The sequence below is a fragment of the Streptomyces sp. NPDC018693 genome, assembly GCF_044391385.1.
Lineage (GTDB): Bacteria > Actinomycetota > Actinomycetes > Streptomycetales > Streptomycetaceae > Streptomyces.
Window position 1 is genome coordinate 699,514 of the sequence record NZ_JBIRZZ010000001.1, and the last position, 16,066, is coordinate 715,579.

Sequence of the window (16,066 nt, forward strand, 5' to 3'; positions counted from 1 at the left end):
AACCGGCCTGCCGCACAAGGCCACCGCACACGCCAGAGGAACTTGCCCGCCAACTCCCCTCCGATGTTCACTCCTTCGGGTGGCGGGTCGGACGATGAGCGCTGGCCGCCCACCGGCACTGGGAGGGTCGGGAACCGGAACCGTACCGGGCGTATACGTCGATTGACGGAACGTCACCCGGGCCCATGGGTACACGAGTCAGGAATGCGAGCACCGGTGCAGAAGACGCGGCCTCGGCGTACAGGCAGGCAGTCGGCCCCCGAGACGGAGGCGCGGACCCCCGTCGGCAAGGGCCGCCCGACCCACGTACGCAACCGGCTGATCGTCGCGGTGGCCGTGGTGGCCGCCGCGATCGCCGGGGCCGGCGCCCCCGCGGTCCTGTCCGCGTCCGGGCAGCTGAAGGACTCCCAGGACCTGGTGACCCTCGCCGAGCGGACCCAGGACGCCCTCGCCCTCGCCCAGTCGCTGGCCGACGAGCGCGACGAGGTCACCTCCTACATCGCCGCCGGACGCCCCAAGTCGCTGACGCCGGCCGGGCAGAACAGCGCCCGCGTGGACCGGCAGGTCGAGGACCTGCGCGCCGACGCCGACACCCCCGCCGACCTGCGCGCCGACCTCGACGGCATCGCTGCCGTACGACGGGCCGCGCTCAGCGGCGACAGCACGGCCCTGCAGGCCCACGAGGAGTACTCGGCGACCATCGCCGAACTGCACCGGCTCGCCGAGCTGCTGGCCGAGCAGACCCCGACCCGGGCGCCCGCCGGCGCGTACGCCCTCGCCGAGCTGGACTCGGCCGTCGAGCAGGCCGGCGCGGCCCGCGGGCTGCTGCTCGCCGCGCTGAACGTGCCGACGACCACCGAGAGCGTCTACAACCCCATCACCGGGGAGACCACGGAGGAGAAGACCTCCTCCGAGGCCGACACCGAGGCGCGCGACGCGCTGACCGCCGCCGCCCAGCTGGCCCGGGTGCGCTCCGACGCCGCCCTCGCCGACTTCCGTACCACCGCGCCCCGTTCGACGGTGTCGTCGTACGACTCGACGGTCACCGGCAGCGAGGTGGACACCGCCGAGAAGTACCTGACCGAGCTGACCGACCAGCCCGCGCTCAGCGGCGACGACCTCGACACCGGCGTCAAGAAGCTCGACGCGGCCCTGTCCGCGCGCATCGACCTGATGCGCGGCGCGGAGGCGTCCCTGTACGACCGCCGCACCAAGGACCTGGAGAAGCTGCGCGACGACGACTTCCACGCCCTGCAGATCCAGGTCGGGGTGGTCGGCGCGCTGATGCTGCTCGCCGTCGGTGTCGCCACCGCGATGGCGCGCAGCCTCACCCGCCCGCTGTCCGCGGTGCGGCGCGGCGCGGCCCGGCTGGCCGAGGCGGAGAACCCGGCCGTCGAGGAGCCGGTGAAGTTCACCGGCCGCAACGACGAGTTCGCCCAGGTCGTCCGCTCCGTGAACGCCCTGCACGCGCACACCGTCACCCTGCACGAGCGGATCACCACCCTGGAGGCCGACCGCAAGCACCTGGTCGGGCAGCGGCAGAAGATGGCCGACGCCCGCGAGGAGCTGCGCGCCGAACTCGCGGGCTCGGCGGCCGCGTTGGAGCGGCTGCGCGGCAGCATCGGCTCCACCTTCGTCAACCTCGCTCTGCGCACCCTCGGCCTGGTCGAGCGTCAACTCGCGGTGATCGAGGGGCTGGAGGAGCGTGAGCAGGACCCGGAGCGGCTCGCCACCCTCTTCAAGCTGGACCACTTCGCCACGGTGATGCGCCGGCACAGCGAGAACCTGTTGGTCCTCGCCGGTACCGAGCATGTCCAGCACCACCCCGGGCCGGTGCCGCTGGTGGACGTCGTACGCGCCGCGGTCAGTGAGATCGAGCGCTACGAGCGGGTGCGGATCGCGGCGCTGCCGCCGCACGCGCACGTGGCGGGCTTCGCCGCCGACGACCTCTCGCACCTGCTGGCCGAACTCATGGAGAACGCGACCTCGTTCTCCCCGCCGGACCTGCCCGTCGAGGTCTCCGGCTGGCTCCTGGAGAACGGCGAGGTGATGCTCTCCGTCCAGGACGAGGGCATCGGCCTGCCCGAGGAGCGGCTGTCCCGGCTCAACTCCCGTCTGACCGAGTTCGATCCGGACACGCCGTACGACCAGGAGGGCGAGGAGGGGCTCGGCCTCGGCCTGTACGTCGTCGCGCGCCTCGCCCACCGGCACGGGGTACGGGTGCAGTTGCGCGCGCAGAAGCAGGGCGGGACCGCCGCGGTCGTCGTGCTGCCGGCGAGCCTGCTCGTCGAGGCCCCGCCGGCCGCGGTCGTCACCACGCCGTCCGCCTCCGCCACGGCCGCCGCCTTCTCCCTGCCGGGCGCCGACGCGGAAGCCAACTCCAATGTCCTGCCCGGCCGTTCGACGTCCGACGACCCGCTGGTGACGCTGGCGGAGCAGACGGTACGGGCGGCGGAGACCGAGCAGGCCGAAGGGGCCGAAGGGGAGTCCGCGCCGGAGACGGAGCAGGCCGCGGAGGCCGCCGAGGAGCCGGCGCCGGAGCGCCCTGCCGAGACCACAATGGAACTGCTGCTGCCGAGTCCGCACGGGGACGCGGACGGGGAACGGAAGCAGCGGAAGCAGGACGAACACACGAACCCGGCGGCCGGGGCACCCGTGCACGGGAACGCGGTGGTCAGGGAAGCCGAGCAAGGGGACCCGGCACCCGAGGAGCACACGCACGCGGGCCCCGCGGTCGCCGATGGCGAGTGCGCCCCACAAGGGCCACCCGCACTCGACCGCGAGACCCGCACGGGCGGTGCCGGTGGGAACGGAAGCGGCGAAGGCGAAGCCGAGCACGCGCGTACCCCTGACGACGAGGAACCCCTCACCGCCAAGGGCCTGCCCAAGCGCACCCCGAAGATCACCGACGTCCCCGCCCAGGCCCCGCGTCAGCGGTCCGGTTCCGTCGACGCGGAGGCCCTGCGCCGCCGCCTCGGCGGCTTCCGCCGGGGGGCGGAGGCCGGCTACCGCGACGCCGAGGCCGAGATCGCCGAGGAGACGGCGCAGAACAAGGTCCTCTCAGAAGGACCCGCAGGACATGCCGAAGAAGACACGGGGGGCACAGTCGAGGAGGCAAGCAGTTGACCGCGCCCAGTACCTTCGGACTGAGCAGTGAAGCCCGTAACCTGCACTGGCTTTTGACCAATCTCGTCGAGGAGGTGCCGGGCATCCAGTCGGTCGCGGTGGTCTCCTCCGACGGCCTGCTGCTCCTCTCCTCCGACCCGGGGCGGGTCTCCGAGGCCCGGGAGAGCCGTGCGACGAAACCTTCCGGCCCGCGAGGCTCCTCCGCCGACCTCGCCACCATCGTCTCCGGCATCGGCAGCCTCACCGTCGGCGCGGCCAAGCTCATGGAGTCCGGCGGGGTGAAGCACACCATGGTCGCCATGGAGGAGGGCAGCCTCTTCGTGATGTCGATCAGCGATGGCTCGCTGCTCGGTGTGCACGGCTCCGCGGACTGCGACATGAGCGTGGTGGCGTACCACATGGCCCTGTTCGTGGGCCGCGCCGGGCACGTCCTGACCCCCGAACTCCGCAGTGAGCTACGGAAATCCCTGGAGAGCGAGTCGGCGGGGAGCGCGCGATGACCAAGGGGCCCGGAGGCAGGAAGAAGCTCCCCGTGCGCGGCGGCGACCGCAAGCCCGCCCGGGTCCGCCCCTACTCGCTCACCGGCGGCCGTACCCGCTTCGGGCACGTCCTGCTGGTCGAGACGTTCGTAGCGGCTCTGGACCCTGCCGAGGAGCGCAGGGAAATCACCAAGGGCTCGCCGAGGACGTCGGTCATGCCCGAGATGCGGGCCATCGTGGAACTGTGCCGCCGGATGCGTACGGTGGCCGAGATCTCCGCGATGCTGAGGATGCCGCTCGGCGTGGTCCGGGTGCTGCTCAGCGATCTCGCGGACCAGGGAAAGATCCGTGTGTACGGCACGGGAACCGGCCACGGCACCGGCCGGCCGGACCGCGCTCTGCTGGAAAGGGTGCTGAGTGGACTCCGTCGTCTCTGACCTCCTCGACGAAGAGGACCTCCCCGACGAAGAGGAGGGACTGCGGTCCTGGCAGACGGACCGCACCCGGGCCCCCATCGCCACGAAGATAGTCGTGGCCGGCGGCTTCGGCGTCGGCAAGACCACCCTGGTCGGCACGGTCTCGGAGATCACGCCGCTGCAGACCGAGGCGCTGATGACCGAGGCGAGCGAGGACCACGACGATCTCTCCGCCACACCGGAGAAGCTGACCACCACCGTGGCCATGGACTACGGCCGCATCACGCTCGACGACGACCTGGTGCTCTACCTGTTCGGCACGCCGGGCCAGCAGCGGTTCTGGTTCATGTGGGACGACCTGGTGCGCGGGGCGATCGGCGCGGTGGTGCTGGCCGACACCCGGCGGCTGAAGGACTGCTTCCCCGCGCTGGACTACTTCGAGAGCTGCGGGCTGCCGTACGTCGTCGCCGTCAACCACTTCGACGGCAGCGAGCTGTTCGAGCCGGAGGACGTGCGGGAAGCGCTCACGATACCGCCGCACATCCCTGTCATGATCATGGACGCCCGCCGTCGGATCTCGGTGATCGAGACCCTGCTGGCCCTGGTGGGCCACGCGCTCGACGAAACCCCCGAGTAGCCCGAGCAAGTCGCCGTTAGGAGACCCCACCCGCATGCGGAAGATACTCGTCGTAGGAGCCGGCCAGTCCGGTCTCCAGCTCGCCCTCGGCCTGCAGTCGCACGGGTACGAGGTCACTCTGATGTCCAACCGGACGGCGGACGAGATCCGCTCCGGCCGGGTCATGTCGACGCAGTGCATGTTCGACACGGCGCTGCGGCACGAGCGCGACCTGAAGCTGAACTTCTGGGAGCAGCAGGCGCCCAAGATCGAGGGACTCGGCGTGTCGGTCGCGGCCCCCGGCTCCCACGACCCCGGCCCCACCCAGCGCGCGATCGACTGGCTCGGCACCCTCGACGGCTTCGCCCAGTCGGTGGACCAGCGGGTGAAGATGGCCGGCTGGATGGAGACCTTCGCGCAGCGCGGCGGCCAGCTGGTCATCCACGGCGCGGCGGTCTCCGACCTCGACTACTTCTCCCGTACGTACGACCTGGTCCTCGTCTCGGCGGGCAAGGGCGAGCTGGTGTCGATGTTCGCGCGGGACGCCGAACGCTCCCCGTACAGCGAGCCGCAGCGGGCGCTGGCGGTGGCGTACGTCCACGGGCTCGGCCCGCGCGCCGAGCACCCGGAGACCGAGGGGGTGCGCTGCAACCTGGTCCCGGGCGTCGGCGAGCTGTTCGTCATGCCGACCCTGACCACGTCCGGCCGCGCCGACATCCTGTTCTGGGAGGGCATACCCGGCGGCCCGCTGGACGTCTTCAACGGCGTCAAGGACCCGGCGGAGCACCTCTCCCTGACCCTGTCGCTCATGGAGAAGTTCACACCCTGGGAGTACGCGCGGGCCACCAAGGTGGAACTGACCGACGCGGGCGGTGTGCTGAGCGGCCGCTACGCCCCGACGGTCCGCAACCCGATCGGCCGCCTTCCCGGCGGCGGCCTGGTCCTCGGCGTCGCCGACGTCGTCGTCGCGAACGACCCGATCACCGGGCAGGGCTCCAACTCGGCGTCCAAGTGCGCCGCTTCCTATCTCGCCTCGATCCTGGAGCACGGCGAGAAGGAGTTCGACGAGGCGTGGATGCGGGCGACCTTCGACCGCTACTGGGAGACCGCCCGGCACGTCACCAAGTGGACGAACGCGATGCTCGCCCCGCCGCCCGAGCACATCGTCAACCTGCTCGGAGCGGCCGGTCAGCTCCCGCCCATCGCCCACCGCATCGCCAACGCCTTCAACGACCCCGCCGACTTCGAGAACTTCTTCTACGAGCCGGACAAGGCCGAGGCGTACGTGGCCTCGGTGGCCGGCGCGGCCTGAGCGACCTCGGCCGGACCGGGCCGGATGGTCCTCATCAGGGGGCGTCGGGGGCCTCGGCGGAGGCGTAGCCCTCGTCCGGCCCGTCGAGGGCGCCCTCAGGGAGCTCCGGCGGCGCGTACCGCCGCAGCGGCTCGCTGTCCGGGTCGGGGCGTACGGCGCCGAGGATCGGGTTGGCGGCGATCGGTGACACCTTCACATGGGCGCCGGGCCTGGGCGCCTGTACGACCATGCCGTCGCCCAGGTACATCGCCACATGCGTGGCCTCCGGGAAGTAGACCACCAGGTCGCCGGGGCGCAGCTCCCGCAGCGGGACGCGGGGCAGCTGGGCCCACTGCTCCTGGCTGGTGCGGGGGATCGGCGTCCCGGCGCGGTCCCAGGCCGTCGAGGTCAGCCCCGAGCAGTCGTACGACTCGGGGCCCTTGGCGCCCCACTCGTACGGCTTGCCCAGCTGGCGCACCGCGTGGCGCAGGGCGCGGTCGCCTCCGGCGGACGGCTTGCTGTCGTCGCTGAGCGTGCCCGAGGCCATGAACTCCCGCTGCCGCGCGGCGATCCCGCTCCGCTCGAACTCGGCCAGCTCGCGGAGCTGTTCGGCGGTGAGCGAGGCGAGCAGCTCCTCGACCTCGTCGAGCCGCCGCCGTACGCCCTCGCGCTCCTTCTCCTTCCGCTCGGCGAGGGTGAGTTGGGCGTCCAGGGCGGCTCGGGCCCGGCGGGCGATCTCGTCGCGGCGCCGCTCGTCGCTCTCCAGCCGGGCCGTGGTGCCGGCGTGCTCCCGCGCCAGCTGCCCGATCACATGCCCCTGGTCGAGGGCGTGCTGCGGGTCACGGGCCAGCAGCAGCCGTACGTACGGGGAGATGTCGGTGCTGGACCGGTACTGCTGGCGGGCCAGCCGGCCGGCCGCGCCCCGGCTGTCGTGCAGGGCGAGCCGGGCCCGCACCAGTTCGGCGTCCAGCCGGGCGACCTTCGCGCGCTGCACCTTCAGCTTCTCCTCGGTGGCGTTGTACGCCTCCGTGGCCCGCTCGGCCTCCCGGTACAGCCGCTGAAGATCCGTCAGCAACTCGGCCACCGTCCGCTCACCGGGCTCCGGAACGGCCACTGCGGCCCCTGGCACCAGAACACCCTGCGCGGCGATCGCCACCACCGCACAGACCAGGCGCAGCACCCTCCCTGACACCTCATCACCTCCCGCCACGGGAACGGCCCCTCCGCCCCGCAGGCCGAGCATCAGACACACGGCCCCGCTTCGCGCGCGGGCCGTGCGCGGATCGGCGCAACGGGGTCACCCGTCGGCGTCATCCCGTCCGGCGTCCGGCGTGGCGTCGTGGCGTCGTGGCGGAGGGGTTGGGATCACCCGTCGGCGTCGTCCCTGCCGGCGTCCGGCCTGGCGTCCTGCCGCGGGGTCGGTTTCGACCAGGGCAGGCGGTCGCGGAGGGTCTTCTTGGGCGGGGCCTCCGGGGCGAAGGTGTACTTCCAGCCCAGGGGGACGCCGAGGCGCTTGCTGTGGCCGCGTGGCTCGCGTCGGTAGACCAGCACGGTCGGCGGGCCGCCGGCCGCGTCGGGGACCGGGATGCGGTACGTCTTCGGGGGGTGGCCGGTGGGCCCCAGCAGCACCGGAAGGACACGGCCGTCCATCGGGCCGCCCTCGAAGGGGATGTCTTCACTCTTCACGGCACCAGTGTCAGACATCCGCCGAGAGCGCGGCGATCACGCCGGCCGTCTGGGCGTCCCGGCGGGCGGTGACCGTGAGCGCGGCCACGAACTGCTCCACCAGCCAGTCGCGCAGCTCGGCGACGGGCGGCAGCTTGCCGTCGTCCAGCCACATCAGCGAGGCCGCCTCCACGGCGGTGATCCACATCCGGACGGTCATCCGCAGGTGGGGCCCGGGATCGCCGACCCCGAGATGGCGGTAGATGTGCTCGGCCGCGGCCCGCCGTACGCCGTCCACGATGGCCGTCGTACGCGACGTCTCGACCACGCTGCCGCCCTGGAGCAGGGCGCTGAAACCGGCGTCGTGCTCGTCGACGAAGGCGAGATAGCGGTCCAGGGCACGGGTCAGGCGGTCGAGCAGGGGGCCCTCCCGCGGCTCGTCGAAGCAGAGCCGCAGCTCCTCGGCGGCCGAGCTGAGGGCGGCCTCGTAGAGCTGCTGCTTGCCGCCCGGGAAGTACCGGTACACCAGCGGCCGCGACACCCCGGCCGCCTCCGCCACGTCGTCCAGGGAGACCTCCTCGGGCGCACGGTGCGCGAAGAGGGAGAGCGCGGCCGCGAGAAGCTGCGAGCGGCGGGCTTCCACGCTGAGCCGGCGGTAGGCGGGGGCGGCGGGCGTCATATGGGCAGCGTAATCGGGGTGGCGGGGCGGGGGCGGTCCGGTAGCGTGAGCCGATCGACACCCGGGGAGAACATGCGAACGAACGTGACGGCCGGTGCCGTCTGTCTGGCGCTGGGCGCCATGGTGGTCGTCGGCTGCTCGGGGGGCTCCGGCGACACGGCGGACGCCGCTGACAGCACCGTCCGCGCCGACAGCCGCTCCGCCGAGCAACTGCTCGACGAGGCCAACCGCACCATGAAGGCGCTCACCTCGGTGACCATCGTCTCGGACACCGTCACGAGCCTCGGCAACCGGTATTCAGCCCGTCTGACGACCGACCTCAAGAGCAGGTGCACGCTCAAGGCGAGCTGGTCCTACGGCTCCGAGATGGAGCAGGTCCGGATCGGTGACACGGACTACATCCACCCCAATGACGTGTACTTGGAGATGTGGGGCCGGAAGACGGAGCCCGAAATGCGCCAGAAGCCCTGGCTGAAGAGCCCCACGAGCGCGGCGAAGGGTGCGGACGAGCTGTCCGACTGCACCTGGCCCTTCATCGCGTTCGGCACCGGCACCAAGGGCGAGCCGACCGAGGTCGACGGCAAGCCGGTGATCCCGGTCGAGGTGACGGACACGGAGGTCGCGGACGGTACCTACACCTACTTCGTGGCCGCCGAGGGCAGGCCGTACCTCCTGAAGGTCACCTTCGAGGGGGACCACCACGTCACCATGACCGAGTTCAGCGGCTTCGACGAGCCCCTGGACATCCAGCCCCCGCCGGCCTCCGACGTCCTCGACATCGGCGCGGGGGACTAGGCCAGCAGGCCCGACGACCTCCACAGCCGCCGTCCCACACCCCGCAGCACGCCGATGTCGTCGAGGAAGTCCGTGAGGCGTCTGGCCCCGTTCTGCATGACCTCCCGGCGGTGGCCGCTGGCCTTGACCTGGGCCATGGCCTCCCGCTTGTCGAGGCCGACGTTCGTGTAGACCTCGGGGTTGACGAAGGCGACCGAGAAGACCCGGGCGAACTCCCCGGACGTCACCCTGGTGAACTCCTGCGACCACTTCGGCGCGGTCAGCATCTGGCGGCGCAGCTCCTCACGGGCGTATCGCACATGGCGGGCCTCCTCCACGACGTGGATGCGGGTGACGCCGCGGACCAGGGGCTGGATCCGCTCGTCGGGGAAGGTCAGCCGCTGCATCCAGTCCAGGACCTCCTCGCCGAGGAGCGTCGCGGTGAAGGAGCCGGGGGTCGTGGAGATCGTCTTGAAGAGGCGGCCGAGGTTCTGGTGGACCCGGCTCACCGGATACCACGGCGTGTCCCCGCGCGCGATCAGCCGCGCGAACATCTTCGAGTGCCGGCACTCGTCCTCGATCTCGGTGAGCGCGTACCGCACATGGGCGCTCGTGGCCGCCTTGTCGTAGATGTGCCGGCAGAGCAGCTGCATGAGGATGATCTCGAACCAGATGCCCAGCGAGGCCAGCGCGGCCGCTTCGTGCTGCGACAGCAGAATCCGCTGCTCCTCACTCATCCGCCGCCACATCGGCGTGTCGTACAGCGACACCAGCTCCGGCGGCCAGAACCACTTGCCCTCCTCGAAGGGCGCGTCCCAGTCCAGCTCCTTGTCCGGGTCGAAGGAGTGCTTCGCGGAGGAGGCGAGCAGCCGCTCGGCGACCTGCTCCCGGTCCTTCAGCAGCCCGAGCGCGTCCCGCAGTCCGTCGAGCGCGTCGGCTTCAGTGAGGGTCGTCATGGCCCTTATGAGACTGCCTGTCAGCAAGGGCGTCAATCCCTCGTGCGGGACTTGTGTCAACGGCAGGCTTGACGATCACTCGATGGAGCGCCGTATCGGTGTTCGCCCTGGGTACGCTGATCGTGCCAGGCACACTCCGTCGTATGGGAGTAATCATGAGCGCCGCGCGTGAGTACGGGCTGGACGAGGACTATGAGTGGCCCCGTCCGCCGGTCGGTGGCTGGACGGCAGACGACTTGGACCGGCTCCCGAACCTGCCTCCGCACACGGAGCTGATCGACGGGAGCCTCGTTTTCGTGAGTCCGCAGACCTCGTTTCATTCGCGCACCATGCGTCTGTTGGACAACGCGTTGTTGGCGCAGGCGCCGGAAGGGCTTGACGTCAATCGGGAGATGAGCGTCAAGCTCGACAAGCGCAACCGGCCGGAGCCCGATGTCCTGGTGTTCCGGGCGGACGCGGACACCGGGCCCCGGCAGACGTGGTACCGCCCCGAGGACGTGATCCTGGCCGTCGAAGTCGTGTCCGAGGACTCCGAGGAGCGCGACCGGGAGGTGAAACCCCGCAAGTACGCCGCAGCGGGCATCCGGCACTACTGGCGTGTTGAGGAGAACAGCGGTCTGCCCGTTGTTTATGTCTACGAGCTGGACCCCGCCACCCGTGCGTACGCCCTCACCGGCATCCACCACGACAAGCTCACGCTGACCGTCCCCTTCCCGCTGACGATTGACCTCACCTCGATCAACCCCCGACAGCGGAGCACCCGTTAGACCGAGCAGCCAAGCCCTTCCGGCAGCTCCACGGCCACCGGCTCCGCCGCCCCCGGCGGGAACGACGTCCGCAGGGTGAAGGCGTACGGGGTCGGGCCGTTCGCGCGCAGGTGCAGCAGGCGGGCCTCCGCCTCCGCCACCGTCGGGCGGTGGCCGGCCGGGACCCACCAGAGGGTGGCCATGGCCTCCGCGACGCGCTCGAACCACTCCCTGCGCCGGGACAGCATCTCTCGATGACGGCCCTGGTACATGTAGGCCGTGAGGGCGTTGGCGTCGCGCCAGACCGACATGTTGACGATCAGCCAGTCGTCGCCGAAGACAGGGATGTCGGTCGTGTCGCCCTCGTCGGACTGCAGCCGCCAGAGGAAACCGTCGGCCGCGTCGGCGTCCGCGTTGACGGGGTCGAGGTTGTCGACGAAGTCCTTCAGCTGCGGGGAGTCGAGTGAGAACTTGAGGCGGGCGATGTTGACCTGGGCGAGTTCGAACGGAGCGGCTTCAGTCATGACCGAACGGTAGGTCGGGGGCCCTCGGGCCCGACAGCCCCCGTCTCACGATCCGAGCACCGCTTCCATCACCGCCCGCGCGACCGGCCCCGCCACCCCGCCCCCGGTGATCCCGTCCCGGTCCAGCGACGCGTCCTCCACCACCACCGCCACCGCGACCTTCGCCTCCAGGTCCCGCTCGTCCCGTGCCCACGACACGAACCAGGCGTACGGCGTACCGGAGTTGCCGATCCCGTGCTGTGCGGTGCCGGTCTTGCCGCCGACCACCGCGCCGGGGATGGCGGCCATCGTCCCCGTGCCCTCCCGCACCACGTCCTCCATCAGCTCCCGCATCCGCAGCGCCGTCGAGGGACGCATGGCCTGGCGTGCGGGGCGGGCGCCCGCCGTGGCCACCGTCGCCCCGCCGCGGCGCGTCGTCCGCTCCACCAGGTACGGAGTGCGCACCTGCCCCCCGTCGGCCACCGCCGCCGCGACCATCGCCATCTGCAACGGCGTCGCCCGCGTGTTGTACTGCCCGATCGACGACAGCGCCAGCTGCGCCTTGTCCACCGTGGTGTCGAAGGTGCTCGGCGCCACCCAGAACGGGATCCGCACATCCCGGGCGTTGAAGCCGAACGCCTCCGCCGTCGCCGCCATCCGCTCCACCCCCACGTCCACCCCGAGCTTCGCGAACACCGTGTTGCACGACCACATGAACGCCTCCCGCAGCGGAGCGTCCTCGCAGCCGTCACCCGCGTTCGTCAGGCTCGTCGTCGTCCCGGGCAGCCGGTAGGGCGCCGGGGAGTCCGTCGCCGCGTCCAGGTCCATGACCACACCGGCGTCCAGCGCGGCCGCCGCGGTGACCACCTTGAAGGTCGACCCCGGCGGATACGTCTGCCGTACCGCCCGGTTGAGCATCGGCTTCGCCGGATCCGCGTTCAGCCGCGCCCACGCCCGCTCGGTCGCCCGGTCGTTCCCGGACAGCACCGAGGGGTCGTACGACGGCACCGACACCAGCGCCAGCACCCGCCCCGTCGCCGGATCCACCGCCGCCACCGCGCCCTTGCGGCCGCCCAGCCCCTCGTACGCCGCCCGCTGGGCCCGCGGGTTCAGCGTCGTCACCACGTTCCCGCCGGGCGGGCGGCCCCGGGTCATGTCGTCCCAGAGGGGGAAGGGGGACAGCAGCGGGTCGTCCCCGGAGAGGACGCCGTCCTCCGCGTGCTCCAGCAGGCTCGTGCCGTACTCCTGCGAGGCGAAACCGGTGACCGGCGCGTACAACGGCCCGTCCCTGTACGTACGTTCGTAGCGCAGTTGTTCCCCCGTGTCCCGGGAGCCGGTCACCGGCACACCCCCGACCAGGATGTCGCCGCGCGGCTGCCCGTAACGGGCGATGGACGAGCGCCGGTTGGCCGGGTTGTCGTCGTACCGCCCGGACTGCACCACCTGCACCCGGGCGGCGTTCACCAGCAGCGCCACCAGCAGCAGCGCGCAGAAGACGGCCGCGTGCCGGATGTACCGGGTCACCCCGGCGCTCCCCAGGCCCCGCTCACGGCGCCTCCTTCCCGTCGTACTGCCGCCGCGCCGAGTGGCTCACCCGGATCAGCAGCGCCACGATCGTCCAGTTGGTCACCACCGACGAACCGCCCTGCGCCAGGAACGGCATCGCCATGCCCGTCAGCGGGATCAGCCCGGTCACCCCGCCCGCGATGACGAACACCTGCAACGCCACGATCGACGCCAGCCCCACCGCCAGCAGCCGCCCGAACGGGTCACGCAGCGCCAGCCCCGCCCGGTACCCGCGCTCGACCAGCAGCGCGTACAGCAGGAAGAGCGCCGACAGACCCGCCAGGCCCAGCTCCTCGCCCGCCGTCGCCAGGATGAAGTCCGACTTGGCGGCGAAACCGATCAGGATCGAGTGGCCCTGGCCCAGCCCGGTGCCGAGCAGCCCGCCCGCGGAGAACGAGAACAGCGACTGGGCCAGCTGGTTCGGCCCCTGTCCCGCCTCGATCGACGCGAACGGGTGCCGCCAGTCCTCGACCCTGCTGTGCACATGCGGCTCCAGCCAGCCGACGGCGACCGCGCCGGACGCCGCCAGCACCAGCCCGACCGCGAGCCAGCCGACCCGCCCGGTGGCGACGTACAGCATGACGACGAACAGGCCGAAGAAGAGGAGGGAGGTGCCGAGGTCGCGCTCCAGGACCAGGACACCCACGCTCAGCAGCCAGACGGCGACGACCGGGCCCAGCACCCGCCCGGTCGGCAACTGCGCGAACCACACCCGGCGGCCCGCGTACGCCAGCGCCGTACGGTTGGCCGCCAGGTACGCGGCGAAGAACACCGCCAGCAGCACCTTCGCGAACTCGCCCGGCTGGATGGAGAACCCGGCGATACGGATCCAGATGCGCGCCCCGTTGACGGCCGGGAAGAGCACCGGCAGCGTCAGCAGGCCGAGCGCGGCGGCCACGCTGACGTACGCGTAGCGCTGGAGCACCCGGTGGTCGCGCAGCGCCGCCACGACGAAGATGAACAGGGCGATGCCCAGCGTCGACCACACCAGCTGCGTCGGCGCCGCCCGCTCGCCCGGCGTCTCCAGGTCCAGCCGGTAGATGAGGACCAGCCCGATGCCGTTCAGCAGCACACCGATCGGCAGCGGCAGCGGATCGGCGTACGGCGCGCGCAGCCGCACCGCGAGATGCGCCAGCAGCGCCAGCACCCCCAGCCCGGCGCCGTAACCGGCGGCGCCGGGCGGGATCGTGCCGTGCCGGGCGAGGCCCACGGCGCAGTAGCCGAACACGGACAGCAGGACGGCCACGACGATGAGGGCGAGTTCGACGCCACGGCGCCGGGGGAGGCGTACCGCGGGGGCGGGCGCGTCCACCGCCACGGTGGTTCCGGCTACGGCTCGCATCATGCCCGGAACTTACCCAAATGGGGCTCCTTGTGAGCCTTGAATGATTTCTGCGGTTTCTGCGGTTTCGGCGGTTCCTGAAGCGGTCAGCACCAGCGTGGACTCGCGCCGATGGGCTTGATGTACCTCGCCGAGCCCCAGGCCCAGGTGCCGTCCGCGAGGAGGTACCAGCGGTTGTCGCCCAGGACGCTCTCGCCCTTGCTCTGGCAGAAGATCCTGACGACCTCGCCCCTCGCGGCGACGCGGATGACCTGACTCGACCGGTTGGGCGCACTGCGCAGCAGGAGCCCGGTGTTGGCGGTCACCACACCCTTGGAGAACCCGCGGTCCTGCTGGTTGCTCCAATTGTTCCCGCTGTTCCCGCTGTTCCCGTTGTTCCCGTGGTTTCCGTCGTTCCCGTTTCCTCCCACGCCCCCGCGCCCGTCCCCGCCCCAGTCGTCACCGGCCGCGGCGGGTGAGACGGCGACGGCGGACGCGAGGGCGGCTGCTATGACCACACCGGACACACGGGAGAGGGCGGAGCGCAGCGACATGACGTACCTCCAGGAGGAATGGGGGTGAATCCGACTAACGCCACGCTAGGAGCCCCAGACGCCGGGTGCCTTTTCAATTGGGCCAACTGTGCTTGCCCAAGGGGCGCGGGGAACTGCGCGATCAAACCCCACCGGCCGGCAGCCGCAACACAGCGATCGCACCCCCACCTTCCGCATTCGCGAATTCCAGCCGCGCCCCGAGAACGTCCGCCTGCCCCACCGCGATGGTCAGCCCCAGCCCATGCCCCTTCGAAACCCCCTCCGTACGAAACCGCTGCGGCCCATGGGCCAGCAAATACTCCGGATACCCACCCCCGTGATCCCGCACGGTCACGGTCGCCCCGTTCACCGTCACCACCACCGGCCCCCGCCCATGCCGGTGCGCATTGGACACCAGGTTCCCCAACACCCGCTCCAGCCGCCGCCGATCGGTCTCCACCCGGGCGTCCCGTACGACACGCACCTCCGTGTCGGTCCCGGACGCCCGCACCGCCCGCACGGCCACCGCCCCCAACTCCTCCGTGTCCAACTCGACCCGCTCCCGCCCCGTGTCCAGCCGCGAGATCTCCAGCAGATCCTCCGTCAGCGTCCGCAGCGCGGCCACCCGGTCCCGCACCAGCTCCGTCGGCCGCCCCGGCGGCAGCAGCTCGGCCGCCGCGTGCAACCCGGTCAGCGGCGTGCGCAGCTCATGCGCGACGTCCGCGGTGAAGCGCTGCTCGGCCTGGAGCTTCGCCTGGAGTGAGGACGCCATGGAGTCCAGCGCGGCGGCGACCGCCGCCACCTCGTCCTGCGGCCGGGTCGGATCCTTCGTACGGGGATCGTCGACCCGCGCGTCCAGGTCCCCGGCGCTGATCCGCCGCGCGACGCGCGCGGTGGTGTGCAGCCGTGCCGTCACCCGCGTCACCGCGAACGCGCCGACGAGCAGCGTCGCCCCGATCGCCAGCCCCGACGACCACAGGATGGCGCTGTCGAGCCCCTCTATGGTGCGGGCCTGCTGCCCGTAGTCGAGGGCCACCGCGAGCGCACGGTCGCCGTCGGCCGGGCCGGCCGCCCACATCATGGGGCGGCCGTTGTGGTCGGCGACCATCGTGCCGCGCTCCCCGGCCACCGCGAGCGCGCGCAGCCGTGGCGGCAGGCCCGGCGGGTCGACGCCGGTGCCCGGCAGCAGCGTGTCGCCGGCCTCGTAGGCGTCGGTGGCGTCCGCGAGCCGGGACAGGGCGCGGTCGCGGGCCTGGCCGACGGTCTGGTTGGTCACCTGGACGTGCACCAGGATGCCGAGCAGGGCGGCGAGGGCGCAGCACATCACCGTGATGAAGACGGCCGTCTTCACCGCGAGGGTGCCGGCCCACCGGGGAAGGGTGAGTCGTATGCGCC

The 16,066-nt window shown here is 71.7% G+C and carries 16 protein-coding genes; 7 read left to right on the forward strand and 9 right to left on the reverse strand.

Features of this window, described 5'->3' with window-relative positions:
• Positions 1-216: 216 nt before the first annotated feature.
• Genes ACH5AC_RS03320 through ACH5AC_RS03340 form a run of 5 tightly spaced genes read left to right on the forward strand, consistent with a single transcriptional unit; the run spans position 217 to position 5,949 of the window.
• Entirely contained in the window at positions 217-3,126 is a 2,910-nt protein-coding gene (locus tag ACH5AC_RS03320) for a nitrate- and nitrite sensing domain-containing protein (protein ID WP_398859871.1), read from the forward strand.
• Positions 3,123-3,626 (forward strand): roadblock/LC7 domain-containing protein, encoded by a 504-nt coding sequence (locus ACH5AC_RS03325; RefSeq protein WP_398859872.1) that lies wholly within the window; start codon positions 3,123-3,125, stop codon positions 3,624-3,626. The genes ACH5AC_RS03320 and ACH5AC_RS03325 overlap by 4 nt, the downstream gene beginning before the upstream one ends.
• Complete coding sequence (locus ACH5AC_RS03330; protein ID WP_398859873.1) at positions 3,623-4,042, forward strand: DUF742 domain-containing protein; 420 nt, start codon at positions 3,623-3,625, stop codon at positions 4,040-4,042. The genes ACH5AC_RS03325 and ACH5AC_RS03330 overlap by 4 nt, the downstream gene beginning before the upstream one ends.
• Positions 4,023-4,658, forward strand: a complete 636-nt coding sequence (locus ACH5AC_RS03335) for a GTP-binding protein (RefSeq protein ID WP_398859874.1) — start codon at positions 4,023-4,025, stop codon at positions 4,656-4,658. Before ACH5AC_RS03330 ends, ACH5AC_RS03335 begins: the two co-directional genes overlap by 20 nt.
• Before the next feature lie 34 nt (positions 4,659-4,692).
• Positions 4,693-5,949 (forward strand): styrene monooxygenase/indole monooxygenase family protein, encoded by a 1,257-nt coding sequence (locus tag ACH5AC_RS03340; RefSeq protein WP_398859875.1) that lies wholly within the window; start codon positions 4,693-4,695, stop codon positions 5,947-5,949.
• Positions 5,950-5,983: 34 nt separating this feature from the next.
• On the opposite strand, the gene ACH5AC_RS03345 is transcribed toward ACH5AC_RS03340, so the two are convergent.
• The 3 genes from ACH5AC_RS03345 to ACH5AC_RS03355 all read right to left on the reverse strand — a co-directional run bounded on the left by ACH5AC_RS03345 (position 5,984) and on the right by ACH5AC_RS03355 (position 8,272).
• Positions 5,984-7,120, reverse strand: coding sequence for an NlpC/P60 family protein (locus tag ACH5AC_RS03345; protein WP_398859876.1), 1,137 nt, complete (start codon positions 7,118-7,120; stop codon positions 5,984-5,986).
• A 173-nt stretch (positions 7,121-7,293) separates the two neighbouring features.
• Positions 7,294-7,614: a hypothetical protein gene (locus ACH5AC_RS03350; RefSeq protein ID WP_398859877.1), complete on the reverse strand. Its 321-nt coding sequence runs from the start codon at positions 7,612-7,614 to the stop codon at positions 7,294-7,296.
• Between the two features lie 10 nt (positions 7,615-7,624).
• Positions 7,625-8,272 carry a TetR/AcrR family transcriptional regulator gene (locus ACH5AC_RS03355; RefSeq protein ID WP_398859879.1) on the reverse strand — a complete coding sequence of 216 codons (648 nt, stop codon included), beginning with the start codon at positions 8,270-8,272 and terminating at the stop codon, positions 7,625-7,627.
• A 72-nt stretch (positions 8,273-8,344) separates the two neighbouring features.
• Here ACH5AC_RS03355 and ACH5AC_RS03360 point away from each other — a divergent pair, with 72 nt between their 5' ends.
• Positions 8,345-9,067 carry a hypothetical protein gene (locus ACH5AC_RS03360; RefSeq protein ID WP_398859880.1) on the forward strand — a complete coding sequence of 241 codons (723 nt, stop codon included), beginning with the start codon at positions 8,345-8,347 and terminating at the stop codon, positions 9,065-9,067.
• Here ACH5AC_RS03360 and ACH5AC_RS03365 read toward each other — a convergent pair.
• Positions 9,064-10,002: a diiron oxygenase gene (locus tag ACH5AC_RS03365; RefSeq protein ID WP_398859881.1), complete on the reverse strand. Its 939-nt coding sequence runs from the start codon at positions 10,000-10,002 to the stop codon at positions 9,064-9,066. The two genes, ACH5AC_RS03360 and ACH5AC_RS03365, sit on opposite strands and share 4 nt — an antisense overlap.
• Before the next feature lie 155 nt (positions 10,003-10,157).
• Between ACH5AC_RS03365 and ACH5AC_RS03370 the strand changes: the two genes are divergently transcribed.
• Positions 10,158-10,769, forward strand: a complete 612-nt coding sequence (locus ACH5AC_RS03370; protein ID WP_398859883.1) for a Uma2 family endonuclease — start codon at positions 10,158-10,160, stop codon at positions 10,767-10,769.
• Here the strand turns inward: ACH5AC_RS03370 and ACH5AC_RS03375 are convergent.
• The 5 genes from ACH5AC_RS03375 to ACH5AC_RS03395 all read right to left on the reverse strand — a co-directional run bounded on the left by ACH5AC_RS03375 (position 10,766) and on the right by ACH5AC_RS03395 (position 16,061).
• A complete protein-coding gene (locus tag ACH5AC_RS03375) occupies positions 10,766-11,272 on the reverse strand; it encodes a DUF3291 domain-containing protein (protein WP_398859884.1) in 507 nt (168 codons plus the stop codon). The genes ACH5AC_RS03370 and ACH5AC_RS03375 overlap by 4 nt on opposite strands.
• Before the next feature lie 45 nt (positions 11,273-11,317).
• Entirely contained in the window at positions 11,318-12,775 is a 1,458-nt protein-coding gene (locus ACH5AC_RS03380; protein WP_398859885.1) for a penicillin-binding transpeptidase domain-containing protein, read from the reverse strand.
• Between the two features lie 22 nt (positions 12,776-12,797).
• A complete protein-coding gene (locus ACH5AC_RS03385) occupies positions 12,798-14,162 on the reverse strand; it encodes an FtsW/RodA/SpoVE family cell cycle protein (RefSeq protein ID WP_398859886.1) in 1,365 nt (454 codons plus the stop codon).
• 83 nt (positions 14,163-14,245) lie between these two features.
• Positions 14,246-14,692, reverse strand: a complete 447-nt coding sequence (locus ACH5AC_RS03390; protein WP_398859887.1) for an SH3 domain-containing protein — start codon at positions 14,690-14,692, stop codon at positions 14,246-14,248.
• A 121-nt stretch (positions 14,693-14,813) separates the two neighbouring features.
• A complete protein-coding gene (locus ACH5AC_RS03395; protein ID WP_398860070.1) occupies positions 14,814-16,061 on the reverse strand; it encodes an ATP-binding protein in 1,248 nt (415 codons plus the stop codon).
• Positions 16,062-16,066: the final 5 nt, after the last annotated feature.

Bases quoted from the DNA above. Each gene is read 5' to 3' on its own strand.
- ACH5AC_RS03330 (WP_398859873.1), top strand. From the start codon at position 3,623: ATGACCAAGGGGCCCGGAGGCAGGAAGAAGCTCCCCGTGCGCGGCGGC.
- ACH5AC_RS03340 (WP_398859875.1), top strand. From the start codon at position 4,693: ATGCGGAAGATACTCGTCGTAGGAGCCGGCCAGTCCGGTCTCCAGCTC.
- ACH5AC_RS03355 (WP_398859879.1), bottom strand. From the start codon at position 8,272: ATGACGCCCGCCGCCCCCGCCTACCGCCGGCTCAGCGTGGAAGCCCGC.
- ACH5AC_RS03360 (WP_398859880.1), top strand. From the start codon at position 8,345: ATGCGAACGAACGTGACGGCCGGTGCCGTCTGTCTGGCGCTGGGCGCC.
- ACH5AC_RS03365 (WP_398859881.1), bottom strand. From the start codon at position 10,002: ATGACGACCCTCACTGAAGCCGACGCGCTCGACGGACTGCGGGACGCG.
- ACH5AC_RS03370 (WP_398859883.1), top strand. From the start codon at position 10,158: ATGAGCGCCGCGCGTGAGTACGGGCTGGACGAGGACTATGAGTGGCCC.
- ACH5AC_RS03375 (WP_398859884.1), bottom strand. From the start codon at position 11,272: ATGACTGAAGCCGCTCCGTTCGAACTCGCCCAGGTCAACATCGCCCGC.
- ACH5AC_RS03385 (WP_398859886.1), bottom strand. From the start codon at position 14,162: ATGATGCGAGCCGTAGCCGGAACCACCGTGGCGGTGGACGCGCCCGCC.
- ACH5AC_RS03390 (WP_398859887.1), bottom strand. From the start codon at position 14,692: ATGTCGCTGCGCTCCGCCCTCTCCCGTGTGTCCGGTGTGGTCATAGCA.